Origin of the sequence: Streptomyces sp. QH1-20, assembly GCF_041283565.1 — a bacterium.
Taxonomy (GTDB): Bacteria; Actinomycetota; Actinomycetes; order Streptomycetales; family Streptomycetaceae; genus Streptomyces; species Streptomyces syringius.
Window position 1 is genome coordinate 6,373,510 of the sequence record NZ_CP166299.1, and the last position, 19,929, is coordinate 6,393,438.

Annotated in this window: 19 protein-coding genes and 2 pseudogenes; 10 read left to right on the forward strand and 11 right to left on the reverse strand. The window is 68.7% G+C overall.

Going from position 1 to position 19,929, the window contains the following annotated elements:
* Positions 1–60 precede the first annotated feature (60 nt).
* The 6 genes and pseudogenes from AB8O64_RS28635 to AB8O64_RS28660 all read left to right on the forward strand — a co-directional run bounded on the left by AB8O64_RS28635 (position 61) and on the right by AB8O64_RS28660 (position 5,011).
* Complete coding sequence (locus tag AB8O64_RS28635) at positions 61–630, forward strand: SMI1/KNR4 family protein (RefSeq protein WP_370422199.1); 570 nt, start codon at positions 61–63, stop codon at positions 628–630.
* A gap of 214 nt (positions 631–844) precedes the next feature.
* A pseudogene (locus AB8O64_RS28640) lies at positions 845–1,135 on the forward strand (transposase family protein); the annotation flags it as partial.
* An 830-nt stretch (positions 1,136–1,965) separates the two neighbouring features.
* On the forward strand, positions 1,966–2,094 hold the full coding sequence (locus AB8O64_RS28645) for a hypothetical protein (protein WP_370422200.1): 129 nt from the start codon (positions 1,966–1,968) through the stop codon (positions 2,092–2,094).
* Between the two features lie 197 nt (positions 2,095–2,291).
* Positions 2,292–2,837: a cytochrome P450 gene (locus AB8O64_RS28650; protein WP_370423996.1), complete on the forward strand. Its 546-nt coding sequence runs from the start codon at positions 2,292–2,294 to the stop codon at positions 2,835–2,837.
* 437 nt (positions 2,838–3,274) lie between these two features.
* Positions 3,275–3,559 carry a hypothetical protein gene (locus tag AB8O64_RS28655; protein WP_370422201.1) on the forward strand — a complete coding sequence of 95 codons (285 nt, stop codon included), beginning with the start codon at positions 3,275–3,277 and terminating at the stop codon, positions 3,557–3,559.
* A gap of 1,029 nt (positions 3,560–4,588) precedes the next feature.
* Positions 4,589–5,011, forward strand: coding sequence for a hypothetical protein (locus AB8O64_RS28660; protein WP_370422203.1), 423 nt, complete (start codon positions 4,589–4,591; stop codon positions 5,009–5,011).
* A 242-nt stretch (positions 5,012–5,253) separates the two neighbouring features.
* Here the strand turns inward: AB8O64_RS28660 and AB8O64_RS28665 are convergent, their stop codons facing one another.
* From AB8O64_RS28665 to AB8O64_RS28680, 4 genes are all read right to left on the reverse strand, one after another.
* Positions 5,254–5,931 carry a hypothetical protein gene (locus AB8O64_RS28665; RefSeq protein ID WP_370422204.1) on the reverse strand — a complete coding sequence of 226 codons (678 nt, stop codon included), beginning with the start codon at positions 5,929–5,931 and terminating at the stop codon, positions 5,254–5,256.
* Positions 5,888–6,040, reverse strand: coding sequence for a hypothetical protein (locus tag AB8O64_RS28670; protein ID WP_370422206.1), 153 nt, complete (start codon positions 6,038–6,040; stop codon positions 5,888–5,890). The genes AB8O64_RS28665 and AB8O64_RS28670 overlap by 44 nt, the downstream gene beginning before the upstream one ends.
* A 191-nt stretch (positions 6,041–6,231) precedes the next feature.
* Entirely contained in the window at positions 6,232–6,405 is a 174-nt protein-coding gene (locus tag AB8O64_RS28675; protein WP_370422208.1) for a hypothetical protein, read from the reverse strand.
* Between the two features lie 299 nt (positions 6,406–6,704).
* The gene (locus tag AB8O64_RS28680) at positions 6,705–7,058 is read right to left on the reverse strand and encodes a beta/gamma crystallin domain-containing protein (RefSeq protein WP_370422209.1); all 354 of its coding nucleotides are present in this window, start codon (positions 7,056–7,058) and stop codon (positions 6,705–6,707) included.
* Between the two features lie 278 nt (positions 7,059–7,336).
* Between AB8O64_RS28680 and AB8O64_RS28685 the strand changes: the two are divergent.
* Positions 7,337–7,444, forward strand: a pseudogene (locus AB8O64_RS28685) (IS5/IS1182 family transposase); the annotation flags it as partial.
* A 46-nt stretch (positions 7,445–7,490) separates the two neighbouring features.
* Here AB8O64_RS28685 and AB8O64_RS28690 read toward each other — a convergent pair.
* The 4 genes from AB8O64_RS28690 to AB8O64_RS28705 form a co-directional block, all read right to left on the reverse strand.
* Positions 7,491–8,198 carry a hypothetical protein gene (locus AB8O64_RS28690; protein ID WP_370422211.1) on the reverse strand — a complete coding sequence of 236 codons (708 nt, stop codon included), beginning with the start codon at positions 8,196–8,198 and terminating at the stop codon, positions 7,491–7,493.
* 376 nt (positions 8,199–8,574) lie between these two features.
* Complete coding sequence (locus AB8O64_RS28695; protein WP_370422213.1) at positions 8,575–10,920, reverse strand: DUF6585 family protein; 2,346 nt, start codon at positions 10,918–10,920, stop codon at positions 8,575–8,577.
* 251 nt (positions 10,921–11,171) lie between these two features.
* Complete coding sequence (locus AB8O64_RS28700) at positions 11,172–11,471, reverse strand: hypothetical protein (RefSeq protein ID WP_370422215.1); 300 nt, start codon at positions 11,469–11,471, stop codon at positions 11,172–11,174.
* A 226-nt stretch (positions 11,472–11,697) separates the two neighbouring features.
* Entirely contained in the window at positions 11,698–12,015 is a 318-nt protein-coding gene (locus tag AB8O64_RS28705; RefSeq protein ID WP_370422216.1) for a hypothetical protein, read from the reverse strand.
* Positions 12,016–12,845: 830 nt separating this feature from the next.
* Between AB8O64_RS28705 and AB8O64_RS28710 the strand changes: the two genes are divergently transcribed.
* Positions 12,846–13,082, forward strand: a complete 237-nt coding sequence (locus tag AB8O64_RS28710; protein ID WP_370422218.1) for an RlpA-like double-psi beta-barrel domain-containing protein — start codon at positions 12,846–12,848, stop codon at positions 13,080–13,082.
* Between the two features lie 23 nt (positions 13,083–13,105).
* Here AB8O64_RS28710 and AB8O64_RS28715 read toward each other — a convergent pair whose 3' ends face one another.
* Positions 13,106–13,267: a hypothetical protein gene (locus AB8O64_RS28715; protein ID WP_370422220.1), complete on the reverse strand. Its 162-nt coding sequence runs from the start codon at positions 13,265–13,267 to the stop codon at positions 13,106–13,108.
* A gap of 365 nt (positions 13,268–13,632) precedes the next feature.
* Between AB8O64_RS28715 and AB8O64_RS28720 the strand changes: the two genes are divergently transcribed.
* The gene (locus AB8O64_RS28720) at positions 13,633–15,918 is read left to right on the forward strand and encodes a tetratricopeptide repeat protein (protein ID WP_370422221.1); all 2,286 of its coding nucleotides are present in this window, start codon (positions 13,633–13,635) and stop codon (positions 15,916–15,918) included.
* A 782-nt stretch (positions 15,919–16,700) separates the two neighbouring features.
* Here AB8O64_RS28720 and AB8O64_RS28725 read toward each other — a convergent pair.
* Positions 16,701–17,636: a ribosome-inactivating family protein gene (locus tag AB8O64_RS28725; protein ID WP_370422222.1), complete on the reverse strand. Its 936-nt coding sequence runs from the start codon at positions 17,634–17,636 to the stop codon at positions 16,701–16,703.
* On the opposite strand from AB8O64_RS28725, the gene AB8O64_RS28730 reads away from it, so the two are divergent.
* Positions 17,566–18,417: a helix-turn-helix domain-containing protein gene (locus AB8O64_RS28730; RefSeq protein WP_370422224.1), complete on the forward strand. Its 852-nt coding sequence runs from the start codon at positions 17,566–17,568 to the stop codon at positions 18,415–18,417. The genes AB8O64_RS28725 and AB8O64_RS28730 overlap by 71 nt on opposite strands.
* 229 nt (positions 18,418–18,646) lie before the next feature.
* Here the strand turns inward: AB8O64_RS28730 and AB8O64_RS28735 are convergent, their stop codons facing one another.
* On the reverse strand, positions 18,647–19,858 hold the full coding sequence (locus tag AB8O64_RS28735) for a hypothetical protein (RefSeq protein ID WP_370422225.1): 1,212 nt from the start codon (positions 19,856–19,858) through the stop codon (positions 18,647–18,649).
* Positions 19,859–19,929: the final 71 nt, after the last annotated feature.

The following is a 19,929-nucleotide window of genomic DNA, read 5'->3' on the forward strand; positions in this document are numbered from 1 at the left end:
CCCGCCCGCTACGGCGGGGCCGGCGCCACATGTCGGTCTGTTGGCGAGCGGAGGACACGAGTGTCGGTGGATGAGTCGTGGGAGAAGATCGAACGCTGGCTGGACCAGTACGCTCCGCAAGAACAGCCTCTGCCGGGGCCGTGCACCCGCTCTGAGCTGGACGGCCTCTACAGCGCGCTCGGCGTGCGGCTGCCCGAGGATGTTGAGCAATCGCTGTTACGGCACAACGGGTCGGGGCTCACCGATGTCATTCCGTCCACGTTCGCGCTTCACAGCGTCGAGCAGATCGCCCGAAAGCATCTAAGAACGCTCAAGTACAGGGTGGAAGACGATTGCTATGGCTCGCACGACAGCCGCTGGATCGTGCCGATCGGCGCGCTGGGCGAGATGCAGCTCGTCGTCGACACCCAGAGCGGGCATCTCGGGTCATGGGACGTCGAGGAGACCGGCTACCGCTGGTTCGAAGGCCCGGGGTGGGCGACTCTTTCGGCCGTGCTCGAAGTCACGGGAAACGCCCTGGCATCCCCGCGTCCGTGGATCGCAGTCATGGGTGACGGTGATGAGTGGCGGGCCATCGATATGGACACCGATTTCCCGGGAACACTGGTGTGGGCCGACGTGAGGGGTTAGGCCTGTCGTTTGCCCCAGCAGGACGCTGACGTACGTCACCCCAAGCGGCGCCGACCAGGAGAACTGGGAGGGGTGCCTGCACGGAGGACCGAGGCCGCCCCGATCCGTCGCCCTAGAGGTTGTTCCGTAACGCCTGGGGCGGTCGTGGTGTTGGTGAGGCATGGGTGGGGTGATGTCGGCGAGTGACCCGAGGTGGATCGAGCCCTTCTAGGGGCTGAGCGAAGTACAGTTCGGCCGGTTGGTCGCGCTGGTCAGACGCCGGTGCGGTGATGTCCAGTGGGGCAGGCCATGGTGGCTTCCGCTGGAGGACCGTGTGCTGCTGGTGGCCACGTACTGGCGGACGAACCTCACCCTGAGGCAGGTCGCGCCGCTGTTAGGCATTTCCAAGTCGGCTGCCGACCGCGTGCTGGACCATCTGGCTCCGCTGCTGGCGATCTCACCGGCTCGCCGGCCGCGGAAGGACACGGTGCTGATCGTCGACGGGACCCTCGTTCCCACCCGTGACCTGAGCGCGGGAGTGGACATGCTGACTGCCGGTATCGGAGCTGCCGCAGTCGCGTCGGACCTACCGGCAGATGATCCGTCATCACCGATGTTGGCCAGGATTAGCTGTCGGAAATACACGTACGGGTGAGTCGCCTTGCTAGGTCGAGCCCGGAGCATTATGAGCAGTTCGTGGCGGACGGCGTGTACCGGCCACCCGCTCGCTCCAATTGCTCGGTTAACGATCTCGTGCATGGTTGGCTGTGGCGCGTTCGTTCCTTGATCGTTGTGTCGGTTGTGGAGGGGATTATGACGCGCGCGGCGATCACGGGGACCCAGCGGATTACAGAACTGGCGCCAACGGAGTTGGCTGCAGGCGCTTCTGAGATCGACTGGTTGTGGTACGAGTGCCACCAGGCCAGGCTCGCTTCCCGGGGCCGGTAGCGGGCCGTCGGCGCCGGGCCCTACGAAAGCTGGTCTTCGTCGGCCGGCTGCCGGTCATCCTCGTCAAAGGATGTATTCCGGTTGGCGAGCAGTGCTCTACCGGTCGTACCCTGGTGCGCTCTCGGCCCCCTGCTGCTCGTGGACGACAACACCGACTCCGGCTGGACCCATGCAGTCGCGGCCCGACTGGTAGGTAGCGAACAAGTCCTTCCGCTGGTTCTCGCTGCAACGGGCTGAGCCTGCTGTTCTGTGGGCTGTAGCAGCCCCTGGAAACAAACTTCCCGGCGGAACGCTCCGGCCGATGGAAATTCCCGTGGTCTGGGGTTCACGGCGCGGGGCTGTCCAGGCTCTCACTCATGACGGGCCAACCGGCTGGTCTTGCGACCCGTACAAGAAGGGGAGATGCGCATGGACACGGTCACCGCCGCCACCATGATCTCAATCATGATCGGCCCGGTGTGTGCCCTGTTCGGCCTGTGGTTGCGCCTGCGCTGGCAGGTGCAGCATGAGAGGGCCCGGCAGCAGTACCTGGGGTAGCGCCGAGATAAGCCCAAAAGCCGCCAATACTTGATCTTGGTGGATTGGTGAGGGCCTGTTGAACCGCCCGTGGGCAGGGAAGACTGCTGGTACTGCCGGTGGAGGGGAAGGGGCGGTGTCCGTGGCCGCGGCCAGCAGTACGGACTCGGCGCTCAAACGGGCCCGGGTAGCGCGACACATGACGCTGGCGCGTGCGCATGCACACTCGCGAGGCGGGGCTTGTCTTCCCGGGGTCCGTCGTGGCTGAGTTTGAGCCCTTAAGGGCGCAGGGGTTACCGCCCGGTCGCCACCTTGACGCTGGTGCGTGGCGGGCGTGCGAGCGGGAGCAATACAGGAGCCTGCGCGCGTTCGGCCAGCAATACGGGCCGGTGTTCACCGTCCATGCCGAAGGCAGGCCGCCGCGTGTCTACGTCGCCGTCCCCGAGGCTATCGAGGACATTTTCGTCCGGCATCACAGGGACCTGGTGGGCCTGGGACCCAGCATGTTCGAACCCTTGGTGACCAGCCGGTCCGTTGCCTTCCTCAACGGAGAGCCTCACCGGCTGGCGCGGCACGTGCTCGCTCACGCACTCGCCACCCCGGACCAGGACGGACGCGCCCGCGCCATCGCGCGCGTCGTCCGCAGGGAAACGGGCCGGCTGGCCGTCGGCGAGGCGGTTCCGCTGGGGGTTCTTCGCCAACGATGTCACCCGCAGTGTCATCCTCGCTGTGCTCTTCGGGTCCCTGCCGGCCACGCTCCATGACGACCTGCTCGGGGCGATGGGCCGGGCCATGGCCTTCCTGCACGAGCGGCAGACGGCAGCCCTTGAAGCCTGCCCCGGCAGGGCTGCTGCCGCTTCCGCGGCATTCAAATCGGCGAGCTTGTCCTGCACGTCCTCCCAGGCCAGCAACTGCTCGGACCAGTCCGCGTACTCCTCCGAGCCGACCACCGCGACGTCCCCCGTGCGCAGTTCCTCGGCGAGGTGGGTGAAGACCATCGCCTCGAAGTGCTTGCGGACGAACCGCCCCGGACGCGTCTTGTCGAGCACCGCCTTGCGCCAGTTCTGCGTGGCGAAGGAGATGTCGACCGGCTTGCCATCCTCGCCGAGCGCGCTGATGTACTCGCCGCGGGCACTCTCGTTGCGCATCGCGTGCGCGAGCGCGTCCAGGACCCGCCCGTCCTCGGACGTCGCAGTGAACAGTGCTCGCCCTGGTGAAGGCCCAGTTGGTGCAGGCCGGTGGCCTGGGGGTGGTGACCAAGGCGGTGGAGGGCTTCGGCGGGTTCGCCGGGCAGTACGAGCAGATCGAGAAGGTGTCCGCGCATCACGGCAACTTCTGGGAGGTGCTGCTGTACGGGCAGATCGGTCGGGACCGGTCGGTGATGTTCGACCTGGCGGAGAAGCTTCAGTCCGCTCGATCGAGGTCACAGTCCCGCCCCAGGCCCAGATTCAGTCAGCATCACCACCAACGACCTTCGGCCGAATAGGTGACGGCCCGCGCCGGGCCGGACGCCAAGATCAAATACTGGCGGCATTTGGCCTTACCTCGGCGCTACCCGACTTTGGGACACGATCGCCTACCCAACTCAGGGGTAGCGGAGATGATTTCGGTCGGTCAGGGATCTGACTCGCCTCTCGTCGGAGGGCGTAAGGACTCGGGAAATAGCCGGTAGCACCGCCCGGCAATCGGCTGGGGGAAGCAGAACAACGCGAGGGTCCCCGCGGCCCGCGCCGGACAGCGAGCAGCGGGCGGGGTGGTAGCACCAAGTGGACCGGTTTGTTCTGCTCCTCCGGAACAAACAGCGGCTGCTCGGGCCGTGGCCGATCCATGCAGCAGCTGTGCATTGTCATCCAACCACCCGGGACCGGCCCACGGCCGTGCTGGCGGCCGCGAGCAGCAGGCGCCGGTGGGGGCAGCGGCGAGCGTAGCTGCCCGTCGCTGCACAGCCGGGGCCGGCCTGCCACCCGTGCAGCACCCTGTTGCCACCTGACGACCACCACCAGCGCCGTGGCGTGCATGTACGCCCCTCGGGCGCCAGCACCACGTCCGCCGGATTGGGGCGAGCTTTTGATGGCCGCTTACATCACCGCCAGCTGCATTAACGGCGGTGCATGCGAACCCGAGTGCCCCAATGAGGCCATCACTAAAGGCAACGAGCTCTATGTCATCAACCGCACCGAATGCAGCGAATGCATCGGCTCTTACGACCACTTCGCCTGCCAGGTGGTGTGCCGCGGTAGAAGTCTGCGTAACCGATCCGGCGCGCAAGGAGTGAGAGCAAACGCTCTACGACCGCACCGTCGCGCTTCGCCTTCCCTACCTCACAAAGGAGTGCAATATAGAACATGGAGCACAAATCCCTGTTTCGCCATGCGATTGACTGTTTGCACCCATCCCCTATCATGCAGTTTGCGCCGTTGTGGAGCGATTTTCAGCCTGCGGGATTGATTTCATGATGTCGCCCTGCGAGGACTATGATCTTGGGTGACCACACACTCTATTTCCAGGGGGAAATATGAAGACTTCTCTGCGCAAGCGCGCTACATCGGTTCTCGTGACGACCGCCGTCCTGGCAGGCGCAGCAGTGACGATGGGTGCAAACAACGCCTCCGCGGCGCCGAACGTGAGGTTTATGGGCGGGGGAGGAAGCACGGCCGGGATTGTGATCGTCATCGACGGTCAGGCGGCGGGCGTGGTCAACTGGAGGGCTGACGGTGACAGGCTGTCGGCTACAGACCGTGGCATTGATGGCTATTACATCGATGGTTTCGTCGGCACGAGCCCGGTCAGGAAGGCGAGCACCAAGGGGCACAGCGCGCCGTACACCGATAAGGCCGGAGGAAACCTTCCCGAGAACAAGACCTACACGTTCTGGGCTTGCGTTGGCAAGGGAACTTCGTTCTACACGTGCTCCGACATCTACAAGGTCAAGTCGTAGGCAGGTAGATTTCTGCTGCTAGACCCGTATTCCCTATGACGAGCCTCGGGGCCGGCCCGAGGCTCGTCATGTTCCGTCAGCCACGGCTCAAACGCCAGCACGAGAAGAAGCCCCGCCTTCGGACCCCGAGCTGCATTACCGCGACGACGGCCAGCACCCCACCGGAACCCACCGAGCAGCACACCCGCTGCACCCCGGCGAGCAGCACGGTCAGGAACAGCGGCACCCCGTCTATCGGTGGCCTACACGACGGTGCCGTGCAGGGCGCGGCGGTCGCCGGACAGGGCGTAGCGGCGGGCGGCGAGTCCGTTCTCGAGGGTCTCGCCGATCTGCTCGCACAGCGGGGCGAGGACGTCGGTGGCCTCGGTGTCGGAGAGGTAGGCCGGGGCGACTTCGAGCATCAGCTCCCCGATCGCGTGGGTGCCGGCGGCGAGTTCGTCGACGACGGCGCGCAGTGCGGCGAGCGCGGGATCCGCCGGCGGATCGTCGGGCGGCGGAGGCGGTGGAGTGCGGACGTCGCGGACGGCTTGGCGGATCACCGCGCGCACAGTCGGCTCATCGAGGGCCTGGAGGCCGCTGTGGGCGAGCGTGGCGAGTCGGCGGGTGATCAGCTCCGCGACAGTTTCCGTACAGCCGGAGACGGCGATCAGGGCGCGCTGGGGCAGGCCGTAGTCGAGCGCGGCCGCGGCGGCCGGGACGCTGTCTCGCGTGCGAGACGGATCGGTGCCGGCCGCGACGGCACCGTGGATCGCGGCGAGAGAGCGGGCGACGTCGAGCAGCCGGTACGCCTGGGCGCGGCTGATGCCGAACTCCGCTTCGCAGTACGACTCCCAACTGCTGTGCCCGAGCGGGAGCCAGACGCGGGCGGCGTGCGCGTCACGAACCCCGGGCGGCGAGAACCGCCACGGAGCGCCGGACATCGTCCATCACCTCGCGCAGCCCGACCGTCATCTCCCGGGCGCGCGCCGCGGTGAGCGGAGGCCGCGCCGGTTCGACGACGTGCTCCTGGTCCTCGTTCTGCTCGCCCACGACTCCATCGTCCTCCGGCGGGCGGCACCAGGGCGTGCGGAAGCACCGGCGCGAGCTTCGCCTCACAGGCTCACAGCTTCATAGACATGGCGTCTACCTGGGAAAACGCCCTGTGAGCCGCATAGACCTCACAGGTTGACGCTGACGTGGCACCAGGTGACACCCGTCCCTGGAGCCCGAGTCGGGCGCGGCTACGTCTCCTGGGCGTCGCCGCCGGCGGGGAGCTCCTGCTCGATCTCCCGCGCTGCCCTCATCAGTTCAAGGGCCTCGCGGCGCATCTGGCTGGCGCGCTCGCGCAGCTGCTTCACGCGCCGGCGCTGCTGCTGGGGGCTGAACGCGTTGACGTACTGCCCGCGCGGCCCCACGAGCAGCCCTTCGGCGATCAGCTGGCGTACGGCGGCCGCGGATGGGCCGCGGCGTCCTCGAACTGGCCCTGCGGGAGCCTGCTGGGCGGCTGTCGCGGGTGGAGCGGGTGCGGGGCGTGTGGGGGCGAGGTGGTGCTGCGGGGAAGCACGGGGCGGGGCGCGTGAGGGCGTCGGCCGAAATGGCCTACGCCGACCACGCCCGAAAAGGCGTGGCCGGCGGGATGCGGAAATGGCCATGGTGCGGAGATGGCCACCGTTTCATCGAGTTATCGACTCGTATTTATCCGAGCCGCCACTCATCAGAGGATTTCGATGTCCTTCACCTTCGGCGGGCGGTTCGGGAAGGTAATGTCGGTCCACCGGTTGATACGCACGGAGTCGCCGTTGGCGTCGTAGTAGATCAGGTCGTTGTTGCCCGTGGAGATCCGGTCGACCCACCAGTTGCCGAAGTTGGTCCGGCCCTTGTTCGCGTAGCAGTCCACGCTCTGCCGCCCGTTGTTGTGCGACCAGATCTTGAGGAAGTTTTCGCCGCCGCGGCACTCGACCTTATCGATAGCGAAGGCGTTGCCGCTGGGCATCAGCACGGTGAACGCGGCGGCGGCAGCGAGCGCCACGGTTGCGGAGCGCGCGACCCTCTTGGTTTTCGAAAGCACAAGTACTCCCTGATTCCGAGCCCGTACGTGATCACATTCCGCGGTCATTTCCGGGAAAGGTTTTCCGCTTGCACGATGACGATCGTGCAGGGTCCCTGTACATGGCAACCTTTCAAATGGCACGTGACTAAAATTAACTGCCCAATGTCCTGATCGACTCCATTCAGGCGATTTGATGGCCATTTAGGGCAAGATTTCGGACAACGATGACGACGAAAGCGGGACGCGCATGGATCTGCAACTGCCCGGGAAGACTGCCCGGGTGACCGGAGCGAGCCCGGGCCGAGCGGAAGCGGAACATCATCCCCAAGATCGCCCGACGCGGACATCAGCACGACTCGGGGCTGGGACGGGTCCGCTGGGTCGCAGAGGCCGGGATCTCCTACTCAGGGTGAAGCCCATCCCGGAGGCACTGGTGACGGTGTCGCCGTCCTACGGCTGCGGCAGTGCGGTCGGCGCCGGAAGGCCGAGAGCGCGGGCGAGGGCGGCTGTGACGGGGGCGCAGTAGTCAGGCAGGCGCCTGGAGGCCCAGTCAGCAGCCAGTGCAAGAAAGCCGGCCAGGTCCCGCTCGGCACCGGCGAGCAGGTGGCGGAGCTCGGTGACCGACAGCTCGATCACCGGACTGTCGCTCTGCTCGGCGTTGACAGTGAGCCGGACGCTGTCGCCGAACCGCTCCGCAACCGGAGAGGGATCGTGGCCGAATCCGAGCAGGCTGCCGCCGTCGACGAACTGATGCCAGTCGCGCCAGTCCTCCAGTCCGTCGCAGCAGCCGGGCAGGAAGGTGACGCCTGTGGAGTGGTCGGCGACTCGCAGGCCGCCGGCCGCGAAGAGGCTGTCGAAGGTGAGCAGCCCGTGAAGGAACGACTCAAGTGCGTCGGCCGGACGAGGCGGGCGGTCGCCGTCGGGATCGATGTCATTGCAGCCGGCGATGCGCATCACCGCGGTTCCGACCTCAGCGGGTGAGAGCTCACCGCTCAGGGGCAGGAAGCCGAACGGCTCGATCTCGGCGATAGGCCAGAGGTCGAAACCGTCAGGGGTGTAGATCTCCAGGACGGGCTGCATCGCGATCACCCGGCGAAGTGTTCCCCATCCCCGCCCGTATCGCCTCCCGGTTACACCGAGCACCCTCATCTCGCCCATGAGAGCTGAACACCTTCGGTCGTACCGAGAAGATCCCGGTGTACGCCGACATGAGCCGAAGCTCAGTAGTTGTCACCGGCAGAGCCGGATGAGCTGGCGAATACGACCCGTCGAAGCAGGCTGGTCGTCACCAATGAGGCACCCGGCTTGTCACAAACGCTCATTCGGCAGCCTTTCTGTCACCAGCGGCGAAGATCGAAAGTGCCGGGCCGGGATTGGCGACGGTGCCGAAGCGGTGGCGAACTGATACGCGCACTCGCCCGAGGACTCGGCCGCCGCTGAGGGCCTGCCGGGAGGGCGCCGGCTGCGGGAAACCTCGCAGCCGGCGACCTCCCAAGGGCCTCCCTCGCAGCCTCCCCAGCAGGGAACCGCGGGCTCAGGAGCTGGTGGTGCCGGGGTACCAGTCCGGTGCCTGTAGTCGTTTGACGATCTCGTAGAAGACGAAGAAGTCCGGGATAGCGGCCACCGGCAAGCGGATCAGCAGCCGCTTCTCGTCCCTGACGTGGAACCCGACGATGCCGTTTACCAGCGTGACCCGCTCGATCTGGCTCCAGGGCACGGTCCTGCCGCGCGCCTCCACGGCTTCCCGGCTCAACTTGATCCCGGCGAGTTCCAGGGTCTCGCCCCGACGGATCGCGGCGAGTTTTCCGGGCAATTTCGCTTCGGTCACGGCCTGTTGGACGGCCGGGCCCCACTCCTTCGCGTGGGCGACGGCGTGCGCGGGCAGTAGTTCCGAGCCGTCGGTACGGGTCAGCGGATACTCGTGCGTCGTACTGGTGTACCTGCCATCGAGGTAGTGCGCGACGACCGACTGGCGCACCGTGAGGGCGTCCCAGCCGTGGGCGGCGGCCTTCCCCGCACCGTTGACGATGATCAGCCCGTGCTCGAATATGTGGAGCTGCGCGTACAGCAGAGCATACCGCCCGGCACGCCCGTGCGCGGATACGAACCCGTACCCGCACGCCAATGCTCCAGTCGCGCCGACGATCGTCAGGATCGCGTTGCCGGTGTCGATCCCACGCACGGCCAGGCACAGGAGGGCGGCGGTGAAGAAGGCCAGCGCCACTCGGTCGCCGAACCCGGACTTGGCCTTGCCATAGCTTCCCCGGAGTTTGCCGAGCTGCTCCCGTTCGGCCGTTGCGCGGACCTCTTGTGACACCGGCACCGTGCCAGGACTCCAGAGCCGGCCGCCGGGCACGGTCTCGGGCCGGGGCACGGTCTCGGGCCGGGGCACGGTCTCGGGCCGTACGACGGCGAGCGCGAGGACCTGCGCGCCCGACGGCCAGCCCCGGGCCATCTGCCATTCCTGTCCGGAACCTATGTCCTTCGCGGTGGCGTGGGCGATTCCGTTGTGGTCAACCGTGAAGGTGACTTCGATCTGCGGCGCCCGGCCCCCGGCGCTCCGCAGGCCGGTCAGCTCGATGACGCCCAGCCGCTCGTTCTCCGCCGCCACGGGACTCATGCCCTGCCAGAGCCGGATGACCCGGGGCCGGCCATCGGCGGGTATCTTCCCGGTCGGCGTGAACATCTCGGAGCGCACTGTCCCGAGCGGGTACGACCGCCGGGCCACCGGCGTCATGACACCTCCCTGCGTCTCGACGCCGAGGTCCAGGGCAACGGCGTCGGTCAGGAGGACGTCCGTCCTGACCCCCTTGAGCAGGCCCGCCTGGAGCACCGCACCGGCTGCGGCGAGTCCGTCGGCGTCCGCGCTGCGGATTGGTTCCCTGCCTCCGGTCAGCTCACGCAGCAGGCTCACGAAGGCGGGCGTCCGCGTCGCGCCACCGATGAGGACGACCTGGTCGATGTCGCCGAGGGCCAGGCCGGAGTCCTTGAGCAGCCCGCGGAGCAGCACCTCGCACCGCTTCAGCGGGCCGCGGATCAACTGCCGTAAGCGGTCACGGGTCAGACGATCGTGCAGGTGCACCGGACCTTCGGCCGTAACGGCGGCGTACGCCAGCTCGACCGTGCTCTCCGAGGCCGAGGAGAGGTCGATCCTCGCCTGCTCGGCAGCCTCGCGCAGCCGCGCCGCCGCCGTTTCGTCGCGGGTCAGGTCGATGCCGTGCAGGCTGTTGAACCGTGCCGCCAACTCCTCGGCCACAGCTCGGTCCCAGTCGTCCCCACCCAGGTTGTCGTCGCCGCAGACGGCCCTGACCACGGCAACGGTGTCTCCGTCCGCCACGTCAATCTCCAGCAGGGACGCGTCGAAGGAGCCAGCTCCGCACCGGACCATCAGCACCGTCTGGCCACGCCCGCCGTTGCTCACCGCGTGGCCCAGGCCCGCGAGGGACGACTCGCTGACCACGCGCAGGACGTTGAACCCGGCGAGCCGGCCCGCCTCCCGGGTCTCCTCCCGCTGCGCCTCGCCGAAGGACGCCGGGACGGTGATCACCGCATCGGTGAGCTCTTCTCCCACGGACGCCTCGGCGTCCCGCTTGAGCTTCCGCAGTAGGAGGACCGTGATCCTCTGCGCCGGGTACGACTCCCCGTCGATACGGATCGCCCAGTCGGTGCCCGTGCGCCGTCGGACCGCGCGCACGGTACGACCCGCGTTGATGACCGTCTGGCGCCGGGCCGCCTCACCGACGAGCACCTCGCCCTCTGCGGTGAACGCGACGACGGACGGAGTGGCCCGGGAGCCTTCGGCGTTGGTGACGACGCGGGGCCTGCCCTCCTCCAGTACAGCGACGACGGAGTTGGCCGTTCCCAGGTCTATTCCCACCACACGAGCCATTGCAGTCCCCGCCGTCCGCCGTCGGTAGCTCGGACAGTTTAGGGCTCACGAGGCAGAGGGGGGAGGTTGCCGGGATCCGTGGGACACCACACCGAAGATCTGGTGACAACAAGCCCGCCTTTGTGGCATCTATCATGCTTTGGCCACGGCAGGTAGGTAGGTACAGGAAAGGGCCCGAAGATCCCGTAACCGGGATCCGGGCCCCTGCTCCCACCTGACACGGCCGCGGCTGGTGAAAGTGATCAGCTTGCGTCTGTGCTCTTGCCGACCAAGTGCGTGAGCAACTCGACGATCTGTGCCTGGTTGCGGTCGACTTTCTCGCTCAGGTCGCCGAAGCTATCGCTCAGACCGCGTATCTCATCAGCGCGCTCGTCCACCTTGGAGTCGAGGTTGCTGACCTTCTGATCAAGATTGCCGACCTGGAGCCGCAGCGCGGTCAGGTCGCTCCTGACGATCCCGAGCTCGCGATCGGTCCGCTCCTGCGCTTGCTTGAAACGGCGCGTGAAAGTGCAGATCTCGCTCTGCGCGGGTTCATCGGGCACGCGGAGCTCCTGCCAGATCATGAAAAACGGCGGTCATCAGGGCGTCCACGCTATCGCGCCCCAGGAGCTGGTGCGTGGGCTCGCCAACCGGAGCGGATGCACCAGTCGGACTTGGTGCTCACCCTCCGTCGCCTGGAACTCGAAGGCGGTTCGACGGGAGGAACTCCCGTCGGACCGCCTTCTGCTCTTCATCGCGGGATCATGGTCCCGCCGTCGTCGTGCCTGTTCAGAAATCGGGCCAGTCGTCCGAGATCACGATGCGGGCGACGTAGATACGCGGGCCATCGTCGCCCGGCTCGCCCTCACGCACGTGGTACTCGGCCAGGCCGGCGTCCCGGGCAAGCGGGGCCGAGAACCAGCCCGGACGTCCCGGGACCGGCCGCGCAAGCGGCGGCACCGGATGCTCGCGCAGTTCCACCATCAGATTCATGACGGCGGAGAAGACCGAGGCCGAGACCTCGGGGGAAAGCAGCGGGAGAGCGGCGGGCGAAAGCTGGTCGTCTTCGCCTTCGCCGTCGTCCTGCTTGTTGTACTCATCGCTCACCGGCTGTCGTAGAACTCCATCCGGTCCGCTGGCGGCAGCGCCTACGCCACCCCGTTCTGGGTGCGCGGGATCGACGGCGCCCCGCTGTCGCCGTAGTGCACCGGTTGTGCGCTCATCGCTGTACCCCTTCCGTCTCCCCCCGAGTCTGCCGCCTCCAAGGTGCTCCAGTCGACCTGCCTCGGTGGGCGAGCCCGCTCGAAGCGTGCCGGTCGGCGATTCGGACGGGCATTTCCGGTCATCCGGCCGTCATGCGCAGGCCACGCAGGTGTGACCGAACTTGTCACGGGGCGTGTTGTTCATGAGCTGGCCCCCCGGGGGTGTGCCGCTCGTGCCGCGAGAGGTGCACGATCGACCGGCAGAAGTATCACCGACCCTACTTCTGCCGGGGATTATGCCTGGTGAGCACAGCGACCCTCTGATCAACTCATCACATGAGAGCGAAAATCATAGGGATGGCAGTCGCCCTGCTGGTCTCCGGCTCCGCCGGCGCTGCGAGTGTGGCCACTGCCTCCCCGTCCCAGGACACCGGTACAGCCACAGCCGCATCCGCTCAGCCCGGGACCGCTGCCCCTGCTCAGACCAAGCCGCCCCGCTCCGCTCTGGCTGAACACCCTGAGTACGCGGACGCCACCAAGCCGCCTACCACCCGACCGCCGAGGCCGACCCCATCGTTCCCCAGTCACACCAAGCCGCCCCGCTCGATCCCTGGCGCACCCGCCGCACATCCGAGCAGCACTTCAGGGGCAACCCCGCTCTCCCCGCGGGCGCGCTCCTACAGCGGGAACGCGACGTTCTACAGCACGGGCTTGGGGACGTGCGGCATAAAGAACGTGGACAGTGACTACGTTGTCGCACTCAGCGTGGAACTGAAGGGGGATGACGTCACGAAGTACAAGTACTGCGGCAAGAAGGTCAGAGTCCATTACAAAGGGAAGACCGTTGTTGCGGCGGTTGTCGACACCCACTTCGGGGGGAAATATGACCTCGACCTGTCACCCGCGGCCTTCTCGCAACTCGCCGAGTTCAACACCGGCAAGATTGCGGTCACCTGGTCTTTTCAGGACTGAATGAGGGAGTGATGTGATCACCATCATCGGGGCGACAGCGTACGCCGCTGCCGGGACAGGTCGTCTCCGCTCCACTCCGTGAGTTCATAGCGGTGTTCGCGCGGCAGGGCCGCCAGGTCGGGGTGCTGGTCCCGGAGTAACCGGGTGTTCAGGTCCGCGGTGATCTCATCGTCCGCAGCGTCCATGTGATCCGTGCGTTGCTTTGCGTTCCTTGTCCGTCGCCCCGGCAGCCGTAGTCCCGCGCCGGGCCCGGCCCCGCTTGTTGGTGCGCACATGCGCGGCTGACACCTGGTCGACGGCCGGCCCGTTTCCGTACGGACGCCGCACCGTGTAACGGCCACTCCGTCCCCCGGTGGGGCGCCCTTCCTGCGCCCCGCCGGCCCGGACGGCTGCTGGACGCAGAACGTCCTGTACCGCTTCAGTCTTGCGGGCACCTGATGAGTCCCTCACCGGGTCATAGCCGTCACCAGGTGGAACCTCCGGCACAAGTACGCCATCCCTAGTTCTGTCGGGCCGTCACGCCCCGGCCGTGCACACACCAGGGAGAAGCATGACCACGACGGCATCCGACGGCCTCGGGCAGCGCTTGCGCGCTCTGCGCCTCGGCGCGGGGCTGAGCCAGGAGCAGCTCGCCGAGGCCGCCGGGATCAGCGTGCGGGCTCTGGCCGACCTGGAGCGCGGTCGTACCCGGGGGCCGCAGCGCCATACCGTCCAGGCGTTGTCCCGGGCGCTGGGCCTGGACCCGGACGGGGCCCGGTCGCTGGAGGCGGCGGCCGCGCCCGGGCGGAACCGCGCCCGCCCGGCCACCGGCCCGGCGGCACCCAATGTCCTGTCCCTGCCGAGGAATGTCGGCGACTTCACCGCACGCGACCACGCCCTCGACGCCGTGGCCGGCGCTGTGGATCCCGTCGATCCGCCTGTGGCTGTCGTCGCCGGTGCGCCCGGCCTCGGGAAGACGGCGTTCGCCGTCCGGGCGGCGCACCGGCTCAGCCCTCGCTTCCCCGACGGGCAGTTCCACCTCGATCTGCGCGCCATGGACCCCGAACCGGTCCGGCCCGGCGACGCGCTGGCCCGGCTGCTGACCGCCCTCGGCGTCACCGGACGGTCCCTGCCACAGGAACCGGAGGACCGGGCCGGGCTGTTCCGCTCCCTCACCGCCACCCGCCGCCTGCTCATCGTCCTCGACAACGCCGTCGACGAGGACCAGATACGCCCCCTCCTCCCCGCGACGGGCACCTCCCTCACCATCGTCACCAGCCGCAACAGCCTCTCCGGCCTCGAAGCCGCCCACCGCGTCGACCTCCCCCTGCTGCGCCGCGAGGAAGCCGTCGAACTCCTCAGCCGCATCGTCGGCCCGCAACGCGTCGCCCGCGAAGCACAGGCCGCCCGCGACCTCGCGGACCGGTGCGGACGATTGCCGCTGGCCCTGCGGATCGCCGGACAGCGCCTCGCCGCCCGGCCCCAGGAGACCCTGACCAAACTCGCCACCCTGCTCGCCTGCGAAGAACGAAGACTCGACCTGCTCGAAGCGGGCGACCTGAAGGTCCGGGCGGCCTTCGCCCTCTCCTACCGCCAGCTCGACGAGGTCTCCCAGCGCCTGCTGCGCCGCTGCGCCCTCGCCGCGGGCCCCGATGTCAGTCTGGAGACCGCCGCCCTCCTGACGGGAGTTCCGCTCCGCGAGGCCGGACTCCGTCTGGAGCAGCTCTGCAGCCGCGGGCTGCTGCAGGCGGACGCGGAGGCCGAGCGGTACCGGTTACACGATCTCCTGCGCCTCTTCGCCACCGAACAGCTGGCCGTCCAGGACGACGGGACCAGCCGGAGCGCGGCCCTGGACCGCACCGCCCGCTGGATGCTCGCCCGCGCCACCGCAGCGGCCCTCCACTTCGACGCCGAACGCCGCAGCGCCCCGGCCGGCGATCCCGACCCCGCCACCGCCCCGGCGGGCCGGGAGCGGGCCCGCGCCTGGCTGGAGGCCGAACGGCACCAGTGGCTCGCCGCCCTCCACCACGCCCACACCGCCGGATGGCACCGCCAGGTCCTCGATGCCGCTGAGGCGATGCACTGGTTCTCCGACCTCACCCAGCACTGGCCCCAGTGGCTCGACGTCTTCCGGCACTCCGCCCACGCCGCCCGCGCCCTCGGCCGCCGGCGGGAGGAAGCGACCCAGCTGAACTACCTCGCCTGGGCCCACACCTTCTGCGCCCACGACGCCCCGGCCGCCCTCGAAGCCGCCGACCGCGCGCTCGCCGTCGCCCGCACCTGCGACGATCTGCTCCAGACCGGGTGGGCCCTCGGATACGGAGCCGGAGCGCTGCGCCGCCTCGGCCGCATGGGCGAGGCCGTCGCCCGGCTCCGCGCCTCCGCCGACTGCCACCGCGACAACCCCACCGCCGAAGGCAGACTCGCCCTGCTGACCACCCTCAACTCCCTCGGTGAAGCCCTGTGCCAGCTCGGCCGGGCCGACGAAGCGCTCGAACACCACCTGAACATCCTGGAACTCTGCCGACAGGGCCACCCCGGACTGGCCCCCCATATGCTCACCACCTACCAGGCCCTCACCCTGCGATACCTCGGCAACACCTACACGGCCCTCGGCCGCTGGCAGGACGCCGAACCGTCCCTGCGACAAGCCTTGACAGCCTTCGAGGAAGCGGACGCACCCGTATGGAGCGGGCTCGTCCAGCTCCAACTCGGACGCGTGCTGCGCCACCTCGACCGCCCCGGCGAGGCCCGCACCGCCCTGACCGCCGCCCTGTACAACCTCACCGCCCATCACCACCCCCTCCAGGCCGAAGCCGCCACCGAACTCCGCACCCTCGACCCCACCCGGCACTGACATCAGACGGCAGTGCCGGTTGTCCGCCGCCGGGACGGGGTCGGCACCGGAGGCCCGGCCGGGCGCGCGGTACCCGGGGTGCGGCGGCAGCCCGCGACACGGGGGCGGCCGGGGCGCGGATCCGCCGGCCGGGGGCGCCTTCGCCCGGGAACCACCGGTCCCCGGACGAACCGGGCCGGAGGTGTTCCGGAGCCGGGCGCGGGGCGCGCTTCCCCGGCCGCGCGAAAGCACCCGGCCGCGCGAAGGAGAAGCGCACACATCAGCACTGACCTGGACCTTGGGACGCACCCCGATAGCCCGTCAGCAAGGTTCATCACCCCAGGTCAGGAAGGCACTCCCATACTTCCGCCCCAGAATCAGCCCCCCTCCGCCGATCTCGACGCCTTGGGCAGTCGGAACCGTGCTCGCGGCCTTCGACGACGGCGCGGCGGCGGAGAAGCGGCTGCTGGAGCTCGGTTCGACCAAGCCCGACCACCAGCCCGGCGGGGATCACTGGGGTGAACAGCGGGTCGGTGGCGGCGGTAGGCGAGATGGGCGGCGATCAGGGGTGCGGCGTGGTCGGGCCATGCAGACCACGAGGCGGGCCTGACGCGCTGCGGCCGCCGCGTAGGTACGCGGCGGCCGCAGCCTCGAAGTGGTCAGCCGGTGGTCATGCCGGGCAGAGCGGTCGTGTAGTGGTGCAGGCTGCCGCGGGTGGAGCACATCACTGGTGGCAGCCGACGGGGGCGAGTGCCTTGGCCAGGAAGGCCGGGCGGTGGCGGCCGGGTTCTCGCCGGGTGACCTTACTGGCCGTAGAGCGCGATGAAGGGGGCGATGCGGGGACCGTTTGAGATTCCGTTGCGCATGTCGTTGAGGTTCCGGTAGCGCCGACCGTTGATCGTGACGGCATCACTGTCCGTGACAGTGCCGTTCAGCGACCGGTGGGTGAGGCGGGAGAGGCGCGCATAGTTCCTCTCCAGGTCCGTACCGAAGCCACCGATGTGGGCGTACAAGTTGTTGCCGTCCCATTCACCGCCTTCTCCGAGAGAGTTGGCGATGCGGTTCCTGATCCAGCCGTTGCGGGCGGCTTCGGCGGTGGCCTGGATGACGTAGGCGAAATCCGCGCCGCGGTCGGACCAGTTGTTCGGCGTCAGCGTCGACAGTCTATTGAGGTAGGAGTTGAGCGCGGTCGTGGTGTAGGAGGCTGCGCCGCGCGCCTCTTGGCCGGCCAGATCACTGTAGTTGCTGGTCCAGGGGAGATTCCTCCAGAGCATGTTGCCGTGGTTGTTGTAGTACTGGGTGAAGCCTGTCACCAGTGCTGTCGCGGCGTCAGTGAAGCGGTAGTTCTGCCCTTGGGCCGTGATGCCGTCGAGGTAGAGGTTGTCCGCGCGAAAGTACAGGGTCAACCGGTGCTGCGTGGAGGCGTTGCGGTCGACGACCCTGACCTCGATGTAGCGGCCCGTTCCCTGCGGCATGGTGTCCCGCACCTGGTCGGCTATCGCGTGACTTGAGATGGCCTCGAGCCGGTCGAGCATGGCGCGGTAGCGGGACTCGACGGTCTGGCTGGTGACTGAGGTCGACATGCCCGTGATGTCCCACTCGATCGGCGTCCACCTCTCGTTGGTGTCCGCGCGGGCCGGTGTCGCGTCGACGTTCACCAGAGCGCAGGTGGCGAGCAGGGCGAGGAACAGCGCACTCAGTCGCCGACCGGCGCTGCGTGCTGCGGAGATCAGTTGCATCGAGGGCTTTCCTGAGGTCGGGCGCGGAGGCTCGTGTGCGAGGGCTCCCCGCGGAGAGAGCGACGGACCGGTCTGCCGGCGGGGCCGGCTCCGTGTCCGAAGTGTCTTGACTCAACCTGAGGGAAGGAGGGTCGGCCAGGCGGTTCCACCGGCAGAAATAGGGACTCGCCATACTTCTGCCGGATGGGTTCGGCGTTCCGGCCGAGCCACACTGACCAGGGAGTATGTAGTCACGGGTGCCGGCATACCGGCTACTGGCGGCTTCGGCGAGCGCTTACGCGGCCTGCGGAGGGGGGCCGGGCTCGGCCAGGAGGAACTGGCGCACGTCGCGGGGGTGAGCGTTCGGATGCTGTCGGATCTGGAACGCGAGCGGTGCCGGGGGCCGCGGCGCCGCACCGTGCAAGCCCTGGCCACCGCGCTGGGACTGGACGCGGTCGGCGCCGAGGAACTGGAGCGGATCGCCCGCCCGGGTCGCCTCCGCCTCCGCCCGACCGCTGGCCGGGCGGAGGCGGAGCCTGCCCCGCACCACACGCTCGCTGCCCTGGACACCCGCAACCAGTCCACATGGCAGAACATCACGATCGTCGCCATCGGCTTCACCGTCACGGTGGCGGCCGCCTTCACCGGCTACTACAAGTACCGCGAGCGCAGCTACTTCCTACTCCAGACCGCCGACGCCATCGAGGAAGAGGCCAACGCCTTCACGCTCGGCGTCGGCCCCCTACAGCGACTTCGACGCGGTCATCAGAACGTCTACGATATTGCGCTCGCCGGGGGCTGAACCATCGAGCGAGTACCGAGCCGAGCAGGACCCGCCAACCAATCCAGATCCCCTTGGGACCCCGCGACGCACACGGCAGGTTGCCCCACCCCTGGGGGCAACCTGCCGTGGGTTTTTCTCTCGGACTGCCGAAACGGCCGACAGGCTTCTGGGGGCCCGCGTCTTCCGTGAGCGGTCGAGGGGGCCACGCAGTCGGCTCGGTGCGCGGCCGGTTGTTGCGGGGTCTGCGTCAGGCTGTGGGGTCGTCCCAGGTGAGGAGTACGTAGCCGTCCCCGCCGGGCTGACCCTTGGTGCCTACCGATCCCCCTTTGCCGTTCTTTCCGTGGTTCTCCAGCAGGCGCTCCCGCCATGCGCCGCGCGCTCCGGCGCCGCCGTCCCCGCCGCGGCCGCCGTCCCCGCCCGCGCCGCCCAGGCCCACGTAGCCCGGGAGCGTGATGTCGCTGTCCGCGATGGTGCCGCCCGTCCCGCCGTTGCCGCCCGCGCCGCCGCGCCCTGCCTGCCCGCCCGCAGCAGAGACAGTGTCCGGGTCCGTGGGCCACGCGCCCGAGCCGCCCGGGCCGCCGGCTGTGCCGTCGCCTCCGGCCTGGCCCTGTCCCGCAGTGACGGGCGCATACCAGTGCCCGTCCTTGACAGACTTGTGGATCTGCCCGTAACCCCCGGCGGTAGGCCGGCTGGCCACGCCACCCTGCCCAGGCGTTCCACCATCACCGCCACGAAGGCCGTAGGTCGGCGGATCCAAGGTGGGGAATGAGGTCTTCTGGTACAGCGCGCACTTGGGCCCGGTGTTGCCCTCGCAGCCGCCCTCGCCGCCCCGGCCGCCGCCGGCGGCGCTGCCGCCGAATCCTCCCGAGCCCTGCACAAGGATGCCGACGAGCGGGTTGTAGACCTCGGAGGCGCCGCCGTGCTTGCCGCTGCCGGGGTTGTAGGCGTCCCGGCCCGGCTTGCCGCGCTCGCTGCTCTTGGAACCGGCGCCGCCCGCCGTGCCCGTGCCGCCGGCGCCGCCGCCCTTGCCGCCCTCCCCGACGAAGATCCTCAGCTTCTGGCCGGGCTTCACGGTGATGCGGCCTGTGGCATACGTGCCGGCGCCACCACCGGTTCCACCCGCACCGCCGCCACCTCCGGCGCCGCCTCCGCCCCCGCCGTGCCGGATGTTCTTGACAACCCAGGCAGCCTTGTCCGTGCCGCCGCCTCCGCCTCCACCGCCTCCCGTAGCGCCGCCCGCCCCGCCGGCACCCGCACCCCACACACGCGCGGTGATAGTGCTCACGCCCTCGGGCACGGTGAACTCAGTCCACCCCTGCCGGGCGAACGCCGCCTGGCACACGCCCTGGGCGCAGGACACGCCGGCAGGCTGCGCGGCCGCCTTCGGTGCCGCCGGTGCGGCGGCCACAGCGCCTGCTAGCAACGGCGCGGCGAGCAGGGCGCGAAACAAGGTCTTCAAGAGCAACTCCCCGGAGAGAAGGCGGCTTTGGCGTACGCGGTGCTAACGCCGCGTACGGCTGCGGGAAGCGC